The sequence below is a fragment of the Bradyrhizobium sp. McL0616 genome (genome assembly GCF_049993385.1).
Classification (GTDB): domain Bacteria; phylum Pseudomonadota; class Alphaproteobacteria; order Rhizobiales; family Xanthobacteraceae; genus Bradyrhizobium.
The window spans coordinates 8,133,864-8,146,283 of the sequence record NZ_CP188255.1; the positions used below are offsets into that span (position 1 = coordinate 8,133,864).

The window sequence follows — 12,420 nt, forward strand, 5'->3', positions numbered from 1 at the left end:
ATTTTGACCACAGGCGTTCGCGCTTTGAATGATCCTTCGCTCCTATTGATGGATGGCTCCCGGTCGTCGTCACGAAAGCGCGCAACGCCAAGTACCCAGAATTCGCGAGGAACAGCGCGAGATACTTGCGAATATCGTTGAAAGAGTTTTGTTGTCCAAACGGATACCGCTTCCAGCTGAGGGGATCATCAGGGGTACCAAAGCCGCTCAATCCGGAGCCCCCGCGGAGCAGCATAAGCGGACCCCTGTGCTGTGATGAGCAGGTTGGCCAAACGGTGCTCGAACCGACAGCTCGGCGGTCTCGGCGACAGGTTGGGCCGAAGAGATAATCCCTCCGGCACTCTAGCCAATGGCTTTTTTAATCTCCAAGGAGACAACCCTTAAGGCATTTGCCTGTCGCCTGTTTGGTTTCGCCCCGCACCGCCTGATCGCTTCAATGAGATGCTTACAGAGGAGCTCAAATTCGGAATCCGCCGAGATGACTTCGCCGACACCGCGCGTGCCGGAGCCACGTACTGTGACAACGCCTCGCCTCGCTTTAGCAATGGCCACAATCGCTGTGTACGATGGCTTCTGGGTTAGCCCTTGGCTCATCCTTTCATCGAGCGTTAATGTGTCTTTGCCAAATTCCTTGGCGACGGCTGGACCGGAGATAACGAGTGTCCCCTTTTTCTCGTCCAGCTTCACTTCCGCCTTCATCTCGATGAGACCGGCTGCACACTGGGCGCACTTCTTTAGTATGTGCGCGAAATTGGTCCGCTTGGTTCCGTTGCTAAAGAACTGCGCTGCCGGCTCTGTGGGTTCAACCATCCGCCTGCGACCTACTATCGTCTCCCGAAAAACGCCAAGCGCGACGCGTAGCTGATCGTTCAAGGCCTTTTTTCCTGTCTTGCTTTCGTCAAATGCCTTCTCTAGATCAATGCTCCCGTCGATCTTCGTCGCTTCGATGATAGCCTGCGTCATGCGGCCGAGAACTTCATATTTCTTGGCATCCACGTCGATCATCTTGAGAATCGCTAATCCTTCTCGGGCTGAGAGTGCGGCCTTCACTTCGTGAATCCTTTCGATCTATCTATCATTGGATCGCAGCCTCTTTCGGCTCCCCGGAAACTTCAAGCTGTTCCTCATCCTCGATCCGAACAACACCCTCTGCATCGCCTACTCCGCAGACGGCTTCCGTCCTGCCTTGATGATCGGCCACGCCTCGAAGTAGGGCATGATCTGGCTATGAAGGCGCTTCCAGTGCGCATCAATGCCGCCCCAGGTTCCACCTCGAAATACGTAACCGCATTCCGGACAAGCTTTCGAGGCCGTTTGGCGCTGCGCACTCGCAACAACTGGGCGAGTTTTCGAGTGAGTGACGCCGTGGAGCGGCGCCCAGCATTCGGCAGGAACTTGCCGAATCGGTTGACGCGATTGCTGTCCAGTTAAATAGGCACCATCAATCGGTACGTTGTGTTTGGCCGCTGCCGTGCAAAGTCGCGCTCGGACCTCCGCTGACGCAGGGGCAATCATGTAACCGAATTCAGCGTTTCCGACCATTATTTGATCGGATCTATCCATCGAACGCCAGAGCATTCCGACCAACGCGCAAATCGTCGCGTCTAACTTGTCTTGATCGCTCTTTCTTGGCTTCGAGATCGAACTGGCGTCGCTTGCCCAAATCGCGAGTGAACCTAGTCCCAGCGTGGTAGCATGACGATGCACCATCGTCGTTACGCCAATCCAGTCGGACAAGCGAAATCGTCCTATATTGGCCGGGTTGTAACGGGGGGCAGCGAGCGAACCAAAATAGGCGGGTTCTAGGGAGGGTAGCGCGAGCGCAGGAAACACCTCAATCAAGAAGAGGCCTTGCTCGGCTGACCGCGCGGCCTCTGCGTTGTCATTCGCTCTTAAGCGTTGCTTAAAACGCCATATCGGGGCGTCGTTGTCAAACATTCCCTTCTTGGAGCGATTGGCGGGTTGGACGCCACCACCAAGCCAGGAGATCAGCGAGGCGACAACTTTCTCAACCGGACGCATACCCCCAAGATTAGGCACTATCGTAGGCTGATCGAGCGCAACAACACAGACGCCGCACTCAGCTCTTTCGGCCATGATAAAATCAAGAGCTTGGTCGAAGTTCACCAATTGGGGATCGCTTGATGACAAATGCCCGCTCTGGTCGCGACGGATCGCGCAAACCGCGCCCGGTGCCTTTGCGTTGTCCGTCCATGCCGAGTCGAAACCGACAACAGTCCAATCAACCATAGATGACCTTCATGTTGATCTTGTTACGAGGAGTTCTCGATCCACGAATTCTCTGCCCGGAATTCCGCGCCGCTATCGAGCCAAAAATAGATGTCGCCAAGCGTGTCATTGAAAACCCAATGATCCAACACTTCCCCTTCTTCTTCATGAACAAAGCCCTGGCCTTCAAGGGTTACCTTTTGACCGGACTTGATCGCCGCGTAGGTGACATCACTAATCTCGATTGAGTGGATGTCGTAGCCGTAGTCGATTGTGACCCTGACCATGGGATTTCGCTCATCCAATCTGATAGTATTGATTCATCGATCCAGAGGACCCGCACGTGCTGGGACTCCAAGCACTTAGAAGCCTCAGACGCTTGGCGAGCTGGCCGTGCGTACCTGGCTCTCCGGTCATAAGGCGTCATGGGGAGAAAATTGAACCAGACTCTTTTCCCAATAGACAGCATCGAGACCTATGTGCGCTCGTTTTCCCCGTCGGTGGAGCGCATTGATTTCACATTGCGCTGGCCATCAGGCGACGGTGTTAACCAGCTTTCAGTTGCCCCAGTTCAAGTTAGAACTTTCGATGGATTGCTGGTTAGCGAAATTGTGACGCTCGACCACATGTCCCCACTTCTGCAAGCAATGCCTCGTGACTCGATTGCCAATCTGAATACGTGGGCAATTAGTTCCCTTGTACCGACCGACAGCCACGGGCCGACGCGATTCACCTCCAAAGTTTGCATTTTCAGTACTGATCAGGCGGCCGCCGAGAGGCTGTATGCAACTTGCTCGGAAGCTGTAATCATTGGATGGCACGCCGCACACATTGTGCGGAACGAATTTCGAGGAAATCCAGCGGATTCTCCGCTCAACTTAACCAGCGAAGAAGCGCCTTTTGACAACGCGGATTTTGAGGCAATCCTGACGACCACAGATCGCAGCGGCTACCTCGGTTCGCTCGGCGACCGGCATTTTACGGTGGAGCTGCCGTGGGAGGCTGGTGCTAGGACGAATCTTTTCCTGCACGATGACATCCGGGAGAGCGCGCGTGTATCGCTTGGTCTTTCCGATGAACAGCTTGATCGTATGGCTGGCAAAACCAGTCTTCTTCAAATCCGGAATGCTCAACATCCGCTATATGGCAAGGGAAACTGCAGTACGCTAGAGCTACCGTTTCCGTCCGAGGCCCCCGTTACAGCAAAGGTCGCGAATGAACTAAATGCGCGGGAGCTTTCTGGGGCGGATCTTCCGCCCCATTTCGGCTCGTGGTGTGTTGGAAACCGAGCGCTCAGTTACGTAAGCTTCATGCCGACACAATTCTGTGTTCCCGGGCTGCTGGTCAATCTTACTGTCTGGATGGTTGCGCGGCACGTTCGAGTTAAGCAATGGCTGATGGCTTCACCATCCCGCCACTAAATCTTTTGTTGCACGCATGATGACGACCGAGCGCCGCCGGGGGCGGTCACGGACACCTTTGGCAGAATACGAGCTATGGCACTACGCCGGGCGTAGCAGCGCACATTACATGAGTTAAGCCAACCAGACTGGCGACTGCGAAACAGAATGGTGAAAAGGTATCGAGTCTGATTCAGTGAATGCGGCTCAGTGCCTCGCGTAAGGCGGGCGAGTCCAAAATGAAGCCGGGGAGCGGACCATCCGTGATTTGAAGAGTTTGCCACCGTACCGGCCTGTTGGAGTTGGAATACTCGCGCGCGAAGGCGCAAGCATCTGCTAAAGCATCGAGCGTGGCGTGGCTCTCCTCGATGAGATTTGAGTGCATTAAGTACCGCGGAGGTAAGCCGGTCAAACTCCTCCGCATCACTATTAATGATCGGCCTGATTGCAGCGTCTCTCGACTCTCTTTCGTTGATAGCTCCCCGCTATTTCCCACAGTCATGAGGGTTGGAGACCAGCTTAGTCTAACAAGCTCATGTCAAAAATTGTTCGGGCCACGGTCGAGACCGACCAGGGTTCAAACACCTACTCGTTTAATCGGTAATGGCTGTGAGGGAGCCGGGCGTCCGAGGGGACGCCCGGCTTTTTACTGCACCGGCCAAGCTCATGCATGCCAGCGCTGTTACTGGCGACATCCCGATAGCGCTGGCGCTGCATAAAATTGCAGTGCCCGATACCGATATCGGAATTCAGGAGACTTAAGCGATGAGGTCCTGGGGTGCGCGAAGAGAGATGGCGACACCTCGCAAGCCGGTTATCGCGGTGGCGATACGGTGGTGACACGGCACAAAATAAGAAAGCCGCCCCAAAGGGCGGCTCTCAAAAACCTATTACAAATCAGTATCTTATTTGGTTGCGGGGATAGGATTTGAACCTATGACCTTCAGGTTATGAGCCTGACGAGCTACCGGGCTGCTCCACCCCGCGTTAAACCGTTGCGCGCCTTCGCGAAAATGCCGGGGACGGTGGATGGAGGGCCGGCGCTGTTCGCGTGGCTTGCTCTCGTGTCCCAAAGGCTTCCTTGGAAGGCAACCCCGGGGCAAAGCCCATTGGGTGCGGGGGGTATGTACCAACCCGGGCTGCCTTTGGAAAGGGCTACGGGGACGTTTTTTTCGACTTTATGACAGGCAGATGGACCGGATTCAGGCCGATTTGCCGTGCACTTGCCAGAAGTTCCACAAAGGGCCAGCTTGCGGCAACAAAACAGAGGCGAAACGCCAGTTGAGGGAGGAACGCCTTGAATCTTGCCATGGACCCATCCCTGACGAGCGCACCGCTCGCCGCCCTCGTGGGCGCCTTCCATGCCATGGTCGCGCGGTCGCGGGCGGAAGCTGCGCCTGATCTCGCCGAGCGGCTCGACCGGCTGGCGCGCCTGCGCGCTGTCGTCGCCGACAATGAAGAGCGTTTTCGGCAGGCGATCTCGGCCGATTTCGGCCACCGCTCGGCGGTCGAGACCAATATCGCCGAGACCATGCTGGTATTCTCCGAGATCCGCCATGCCAGCAAACATGTGAAGACCTGGATGGCGCCGCAGCGGGTCGCCACCGCGCTGCAATTCCTGCCCGCGCGCAACCGGCTGATGCCGCAGCCGCTCGGCGTCGTCGGCATCATCGCGCCCTGGAATTATCCGCTCCAGCTCACGCTTGCCCCCGCGATCGGCGCGATCGCCGCCGGCAACCGTGTCATCATCAAGCCGAGCGAGCTCGTGCCGCACTTCTCGGCGCTACTGAAGGAAACGGTCGCGCAAAAATTCGACGCAACCGAGCTGCTCGTCACCGGCATCGAGGACGAGATCGCAAAGGCGTTTGCGACGCTGCCGTTCGACCATCTCGTCTTCACCGGCTCAACCCGGGTCGGGCGGCTGGTCGCGGAAGCCGCGGGGCGCAATCTCACGCCGGTGACGCTCGAGCTCGGCGGCAAGTCGCCTGTTATCATCGATGCCTCGGCCGATCTCGAGGAGGCGGCTGAGCGCATCGCCTATGGAAAACTGCTCAATGCCGGGCAGACCTGCATCGCGCCGGATTATGTGCTGGTGCCGGAGGGCTCGTTGCAGGCCTTCGCCGAAAAGGTGCGCGCGCAGATGCGGCGCATGTTCGGCACCGATCCCGCCAACAAGGACTACACCTCCGTCATTTCCGACCGGCATTATGCGCGGCTGGAAGGGCTGGTCGCGGATGCGGCGCAGCGTGGCGCAAAGATCCTGCAACCGGCGAAGGCCGACGATCCGAACTGGAAGGCGCACCGCAAATTCCCGCCGACGCTCATTGTCGGCGCGACTGAAGACATGGCGGTGATGCAGGAGGAGATCTTTGGTCCGGTGCTGCCGGTGCTGGGCACGCGCGAGCCGGCCGACGCGATCGCCTTCGTCAACGCCCGCGACCGGCCGCTGGCGCTGTACTGGTTCGGCAAGGACCGCGCGGCCCGCGACGAGGTGCTGGCGCGCACAATCTCCGGCGGCGTCACGATCAACGACTGCCTGTTTCATTTCACGCAAATCAACCAGCCGATGGGCGGCGTCGGCGCATCCGGCACCGGCGCCTATCACGGCGAATGGGGTTTTCGCACCTTCAGCAAGCTGAAGCCGGTGTTCTACCGCTCGAAATTCAACCGCCTCGCCGACCTCTATCCGCCCTATGGCGGCAAGATCGCGCGGCTGGAGAAGATGATGCGGTTATTGTCGTAATCACCCGTCATTGCGAGCGCAGCAAAGCAATCCAGAATCCCTCCGCGGAGAAAGCCTGGATTGCTTCGCTTCGCTCGCAATGACGAAGACAACAAAAAGACTCGCAGGGGGAAACATCAGTGACTGACACATTCGATTTCGTCGTCGTGGGCGCGGGCTCCGGCGGCTGTACGGTGGCGGGGCGGCTGTCGGAGGACGCGGCGACATCCGTGGCGCTGCTCGATGCCGGCGGTGCGAACGACAATTGGCGGATTACCACGCCATTCGGGCTCGCTTTGCCATACAGCGCGGCCAACTGGGCCTTCGACACTGTGCCGCAGAAGGGATTGAACGGCCGTATCGGCTATCAACCGCGCGGCAAGGGCCTCGGCGGTTCCTCGGCGATCAACGCCATGGTCTATATCCGCGGTCACAAATCGGACTACGATCACTGGGCCTCGCTCGGCAATGCCGGCTGGTCGTATGCCGACGTGCTGCCCTATTTCAAGCGCTCGGAGAACAACTCCGATTTCGACGGCGAGTATCACGGCAAGGGCGGCCCGCTGCATGTCAACAGGCTGCGCTCGGACAATCCGATCCATGACGTCTTCCATCAGGCCGCACGCGAGGCGCAGTTCCGCATCCGCGAGGACTTCAATGCCGAGGACCACGAAGGGCTCGGCAGCTACCAGGTGACGCAGAAGAATGGCGAGCGCTGGAGCGCGGCGCGCGCCTATCTGCAGCCCCACATGAACAAGCGCGCGAATCTGCGCGTCGAGACGGGGGCGCATGCCACCAAGATCCTGTTCGAAAGTGGGCGCGCGGTCGGCATCGAATATGTGCAGGGCAAGCAGACAAAGCAGCTGCGCGCCCGCCGCGAGGTAATCCTCGCCTCCGGCGCCTTCCAGTCACCGCAATTGCTGATGCTGTCGGGCGTCGGTGATGGCCATGCGCTTCGTACGCACGGCATCGGCGTCGTGCATCATTTGCCGGGCGTCGGGCGCAATCTGCAGGACCATCCGGATTTCGTGTTCGTCTACGCCTCCGACTATCCGCACTTCGTTCACTCATCACCCGGCCGGCTGCCATCCCTGCTCCGCGCCATCCTGCAATACCGCCGCGAGCGACGCGGCCTGATGACCACCAATTTCGCCGAGTGTGGCGGCTTCCTGAAGACGCAGGCCGACCTCGACGTCCCCGACATTCAGCTCCACTTCATCATCGCGATGCTCGACGACCACGGCCGCAAGAAGCACAAGGAGGCAGGTTTCTCATGCCATTTTTGCCTGTTGCGACCGAAGAGCCGCGGCAGCGTCTGGCTGAAGAGCGCCGATCCGCTCGCTGCACCGATGATCGATCCGAACTTTCTGGGCGAGGCGGAGGATCTCGAGACAATGGTCGCGGGCTTCAAGACCACGCGGCGCCTGATGGAGACGCCCGCGATGCGCGCGTTGCAGAAGAAGGACATGTTCACGTCCGATGTGCGAACGGACGATGACATCCGTGCCATCCTGCGCAATCGCGTCGACACCGTCTATCACCCCGTCGGCACCTGCAAGATGGGCACGGATGCCATGGCCGTGGTCGATCCGGCATTGAAGGTGCACGGCGTCGAAGGCTTGCGCGTCGTCGACGCCTCGATCATGCCGACGCTGATCGGCGGCAATACCAATGCGCCGACGATCATGATCGGGGAGAAGGCGGCGGACATGATCAGGGCGGAGGTGCGGTAGCTCTTCTCCCTCTCCCCGTTTTTACGGGGAGAGGGTCGGGGTGAGGGGCCTCTATCCGCAAGCACGATGAGAGTTGGATGCGTGGAGAGTCCCCCTCACCCGGAATCCGCGCTACGCGCGCATTCCGACCTCTCCCCGCAAGCGGGGAGAGGCGAAGAAAGGTCCGAGCAGATTGCCGCCTCGTTCCGGCCACGAGGATGGTTTCTTTACTGACGGCGAATAGACCCGACATTCGCGCGGTCCCTGAGCCTTTGGAGCGAAAAAATACAGACGATTTTAGCGATCTGAAACCGGACCGACCGGTTCGGCGTTCATTCGTTCCATGGCAGGCTCTCGCTCATGAACAGTTTCGATCTCGCGGTCTATGCGGCTCTCGCGATTGCGATCGGCTTTGGTTTCAGGACCGGGCTGCTGCGCAGCGCCATGACCATCCTCGCCTATCTCCTCGCCGCACCCATCGCGGTTTCGCTGATGCCGATGATCGCGCCGCAAATCACCGGCAATCCGAATGCACCGCTGCTGCAGGACTGGATCTGGTTCTTCGGCATCTTCGTGGTGGTGGGCATGTTGCTCGGGTATATCGGCCGCTTCGTGCTGGATGACACGGTCCGCGAGGCCGGGATCGGCGACCGGCTTGGCGGCGCCGCGCTCGGCGCGATCAGGGTCGGCCTCGTCGCCACCACGCTGGTGCTGGTGTTCGACCAGATCGTGCCGGCCGACCACCAGCCGCCCTTCCTCGCCGGCTCGCGCCTGCGGCCGCTGTTCTCGGCGGCCGGCCAGATGGGCTTCAAATCGCTGCCGCCGGAAGCCACCTCCGCGATCGACCTCCTCAAGCAGGAACGGCGCATCTGACAAGGCGCATTTGCATCGCCGCGCGGGCCTGCATGCATTTTGATGCGAGCCGGTCCCTTATCAGCGGCACCACTCTTGGCTAGAGTGCCGCCTCTAAAACCTGCCTGACATTACGGGAGTGAAACAGTGGATCTTGGGATCAAAGGTCGCCGCGCCATCATCTGCGCATCCAGCAAGGGCCTCGGGCGCGCCTGCGCCATCTCGCTGGCGGAGGCCGGCGTTCACGTCACGCTGACCGCGCGCGGCGCCGAAGCGCTGAAGAAGACCGCCGACGAGATCCGGAAAGCCTATCCGACCGTGACGGTCACCGAGATCGTCGGCGACATCACGACGCCGGCGGGCCGTGAGGCCGTGCTGAAGGCCTGCCCCGAGCCGGATATCCTGATCAACAATGCCGGCGGCCCGCCGCCCGGCGATTTCCGCAACTGGACCCGCGACGACTGGATCAAGGCGATCGACGCCAACATGCTGACCCCGATCGAGCTGATCAAGTCGACCGTCGACGGCATGATGGCGCGCAAGTTCGGCCGCATCGTCAACATCACCTCGGCCGCAGTGAAGGCGCCGATCGACATCCTCGGCCTCTCCAACGGCGCGCGCGCCGGCCTCACCGGCTTCATCGCCGGCCTGTCGCGCAAGACCGTGATCAACAACGTCACCATCAATGGCCTGTTGCCGGGCCCGTTCGAGACGGACCGCCTGCGCAGCACCGCGAAGGGCGAAGCCGACAAGCGTGGCGTCACACCGGACCAGATCCTGTCCGAGCGCGCCAAACTCAATCCCGCCGGCCGCTTCGGCGATCCCGACGAATTCGGTTATGCCTGCGCCTTCCTGTGCGGCTCCAGGGCGGGCTTCATCACCGGCCAGAACATTTTGCTCGACGGTGGCGCCTTCCCCGGCACGCTGTGAGGGCGGTCTGGTACGAACAGACGGGACCGGCGGCGGACGTCCTCACCTATGGTGAGATGGCGACGCCGGTCGCTTCTCCCGGCGAAGTGCGCATTCGCCTGGAAGCCTCCGGCGTCAATCCGGCCGATGTCGGCCGGCGCGGCGGCAGCTACCGGGCGATGGACTACGAGCGCGTCATTCCGAACAGCGACGGCGCGGGCTTCGTCGACCAGATCGGCGACGGCGTCACGCGATTCAAGATCGGCGACCGCGTCTGGCTGTTCAATGGCCAGCGCAACGGCCGCGCCTTTGGCACTGCGGCCGAATATATCGCGCTCGCCGAGGCGCTCGTGACGCGGCTGCCGGACAATCTCTCCTTTGCGGACGGCGCCACGCTCGGCATTCCCGCCATGACGGCGTGGTGCTCGCTGTTTGCGGACGGCCCGATCGTCGGCAAGACCGTGCTGGTCACCGGCGGTGCCGGCGCGGTCGGCCATTATGCCGTGCAGCTTGCGAAATGGGGCGGCGCACAGGTGATCGCGACCGTCAGCTCGGCGCTGAAGGGCGAGCAGGCGCGCCGCGCGGGAGCCGATCTCGTGGTCAATTACCGGGATGACGACGTCGTTGCGAAGGCTCTCGCCTTCACCGGCGGACGCGGTGTCGACCGCGTGGTCGATGTCGATTTCGGCGGCAACATCGCGACCACGCTGAAGCTGATGGCAATGAATTCCACGATCGCGGTCTATGCCACCAACGGCGACCGCACGCCTGTTGTGCCGATGCGTGAGCTGATGGAGAAATGCATCGCGTTGCGCGCGCTGGTACTGTTCGCGCTGCCGCCGGCGCTGCTCGCAGCAGCGCAGGCCGACATTTCGAAATGGCTGGCGGCCGGACCGCGGCTTCATAATGTCGCGGCGCAGTTTGCGCTGTCGGACACGGCACAGGCGCATCTCGCCGTCGAGAAGGGCGACAAGCTCGGCACCGTGATCGTCGACTGCGCGCGCTAGCTACTTACACAACAGGCGTGGTCCGCTCGTCGGTCCAGTCGATGCCGAGTTCGTCCATTCCGTCAGCCAGCAAATCGCCCAGCATCGGCTCACCGAGCAGATATCGCGCCGCTTCGTGCCGGGGCGCCTTGTATTCGGCACGTGCCTCCATGGCGCGGGCACGCAGATCGTCCCACTCCTCCACTGTGCCGTCGCCGCGACCAAGCCACATCAGCGTGACGAGGTCGAGCTGCTCGTCCTCGTTCATCGCCAGGATGAAGCCGGAAAGCTCGCCTTCGACCGGGTCGGACGCGGTGTCCTCCAGCACGTCGGTCTCGCCATCGTCGGCGGGATTGGAGCCCGAATCCGCATCGGACGCGGCTTCCTTGACGTCGAATTCGCGGGCCTTCTCGATGATGAATGTCACCTTCTCGGCAGAAATTGAAAGCTCTGGCATAGGCTCCCCCTTAGGCTGTTCCTGGGTTCCTCCGATAACGCAACATCGGAGCATATGATCCATTGTGTTCGAGGGTGGAAACCCGCATCTTTCGCGAAAGCAGGAAAATGAGGTTGCGCCGCATGCAGTGGAAGGTAGGCCGGGTCAAAATCACCAAGGTGGTGGAATTGGAGACGGTCGGCTCGACCCGCTTCATCCTGCCGCTGGCGAGCAACGACGAGATCCAGAAACTGCCCTGGCTGATCCCGCATTTCGCCACCGAAGAGGGCCGGCTGAAGATGTCGATCCATTCGCTGGTGGTGGAAACGCCCAGCCGCCGCATCGTGGTCGACACTGGCCTTGGCAACGACAAGCAGGGCCGCAACGTCCCGACCTGGAATAACCGCACCTCGCCGTTTTTGGAGACGATGCGAGCGGCGGGGTTTGCGCCTGACAGCATCGACACCGTCCTGTGCACGCATCTTCATGTCGACCATGTCGGCTGGAATACGAAGCTCGCCGATGGCAAGTGGGTGCCGACCTTTCCCAAGGCGCGTTACGTCTTCGGCCGCACCGAATACGAGCACTGGCGCGATCATTCGACCGAGCCGGACAAGCAGGCGGTGTTTGGCGATTCCGTGAAACCGATCGTCGATGCCGACCGCGCCGAGCTGATCCCGAGCGATCATCGGCTGTCCGATGAGATCAGCATGATCCCGACACCGGGCCATAGCCCCGGCCATATGAGCATCCTGATCCGTTCGGATGGCGAACAGGGCCTGCTGACCGGCGACGTCGCCCATCACCCCTGCCAGATGGCGCATCTCGGCTGGTCCTCAACCGCGGATTCGAACCAGGCACAATCGGCCGCAACGAGGGCAGAGCTGTTCGGCCGGTTTGCCGATACGCCGACGCTGGTGATCGGCGGGCATTTTTCGGCCGGGCATATCAAGCGGGACGGGGACGCGTTCAGGTTTGAGGCGTTGCAATCCTAGGGTGGGCAAAGCGAAGCGTGCCCACCATGCCGGATCGAAAAGAATTGGCGGGCACGGCGCGCCGCGCCTTTGCCCACCCTACCAGGAAGGGCTGCAATGCGCTCCGTTTTGAGCGGTTGAATTTCCCGCCGCGCTGTTCCATGAAGCTATTCAACGATCGGTCCATCTAAGGGAGAAAC

Annotated in this window: 11 protein-coding genes and 1 tRNA gene; 7 read left to right on the forward strand and 5 right to left on the reverse strand. The window is 60.6% G+C overall.

All coding sequences use genetic code 11. The features are described from left to right. Window positions 1–342: 342 nt before the first annotated feature. The 3 genes from ACPPVR_RS39275 to ACPPVR_RS39285 all read right to left on the reverse strand — a co-directional run bounded on the left by ACPPVR_RS39275 (window position 343) and on the right by ACPPVR_RS39285 (window position 2,516). Entirely contained in the window at window positions 343–1,050 is a 708-nt protein-coding gene (locus ACPPVR_RS39275) for a hypothetical protein (protein WP_426611834.1), read from the reverse strand. Window positions 1,051–1,158: 108 nt separating this feature from the next. Then, on the reverse strand, window positions 1,159–2,250 hold the full coding sequence (locus tag ACPPVR_RS39280) for a DUF429 domain-containing protein (protein ID WP_426611835.1): 1,092 nt from the start codon (window positions 2,248–2,250) through the stop codon (window positions 1,159–1,161). 23 nt (window positions 2,251–2,273) lie between these two features. Next, window positions 2,274–2,516, reverse strand: a complete 243-nt coding sequence (locus tag ACPPVR_RS39285; protein WP_426611836.1) for a hypothetical protein — start codon at window positions 2,514–2,516, stop codon at window positions 2,274–2,276. A gap of 150 nt (window positions 2,517–2,666) precedes the next feature. On the opposite strand from ACPPVR_RS39285, the gene ACPPVR_RS39290 reads away from it, so the two are divergent. Beyond that, complete coding sequence (locus ACPPVR_RS39290; protein WP_426611837.1) at window positions 2,667–3,650, forward strand: hypothetical protein; 984 nt, start codon at window positions 2,667–2,669, stop codon at window positions 3,648–3,650. Between the two features lie 889 nt (window positions 3,651–4,539). Here the strand turns inward: ACPPVR_RS39290 and ACPPVR_RS39295 are convergent. Beyond that, a tRNA-Met gene (locus tag ACPPVR_RS39295) sits at window positions 4,540–4,616 on the reverse strand. A 322-nt stretch (window positions 4,617–4,938) separates the two neighbouring features. Between ACPPVR_RS39295 and ACPPVR_RS39300 the strand changes: the two genes are divergently transcribed. From ACPPVR_RS39300 to ACPPVR_RS39320, 5 genes are all read left to right on the forward strand, one after another. Beyond that, window positions 4,939–6,372: a coniferyl aldehyde dehydrogenase gene (locus tag ACPPVR_RS39300; protein ID WP_426611838.1), complete on the forward strand. Its 1,434-nt coding sequence runs from the start codon at window positions 4,939–4,941 to the stop codon at window positions 6,370–6,372. A gap of 119 nt (window positions 6,373–6,491) precedes the next feature. Beyond that, window positions 6,492–8,084 carry a GMC family oxidoreductase gene (locus tag ACPPVR_RS39305; protein WP_426611839.1) on the forward strand — a complete coding sequence of 531 codons (1,593 nt, stop codon included), beginning with the start codon at window positions 6,492–6,494 and terminating at the stop codon, window positions 8,082–8,084. Window positions 8,085–8,423: 339 nt separating this feature from the next. Then, window positions 8,424–8,936, forward strand: coding sequence for a CvpA family protein (locus ACPPVR_RS39310; protein ID WP_426611840.1), 513 nt, complete (start codon window positions 8,424–8,426; stop codon window positions 8,934–8,936). 126 nt (window positions 8,937–9,062) lie between these two features. Next, complete coding sequence (locus ACPPVR_RS39315) at window positions 9,063–9,845, forward strand: SDR family oxidoreductase (protein ID WP_426611841.1); 783 nt, start codon at window positions 9,063–9,065, stop codon at window positions 9,843–9,845. Beyond that, entirely contained in the window at window positions 9,842–10,831 is a 990-nt protein-coding gene (locus ACPPVR_RS39320; protein ID WP_426611842.1) for an NADPH:quinone reductase, read from the forward strand. Before ACPPVR_RS39315 ends, ACPPVR_RS39320 begins: the two co-directional genes overlap by 4 nt. A gap of 4 nt (window positions 10,832–10,835) precedes the next feature. On the opposite strand, the gene ACPPVR_RS39325 is transcribed toward ACPPVR_RS39320, so the two are convergent. Further along, complete coding sequence (locus ACPPVR_RS39325; RefSeq protein WP_426611843.1) at window positions 10,836–11,267, reverse strand: DUF3775 domain-containing protein; 432 nt, start codon at window positions 11,265–11,267, stop codon at window positions 10,836–10,838. A gap of 122 nt (window positions 11,268–11,389) precedes the next feature. On the opposite strand from ACPPVR_RS39325, the gene ACPPVR_RS39330 reads away from it, so the two are divergent. Continuing rightward, on the forward strand, window positions 11,390–12,241 hold the full coding sequence (locus tag ACPPVR_RS39330; RefSeq protein ID WP_426611844.1) for an MBL fold metallo-hydrolase: 852 nt from the start codon (window positions 11,390–11,392) through the stop codon (window positions 12,239–12,241). Window positions 12,242–12,420 lie beyond the last annotated feature (179 nt).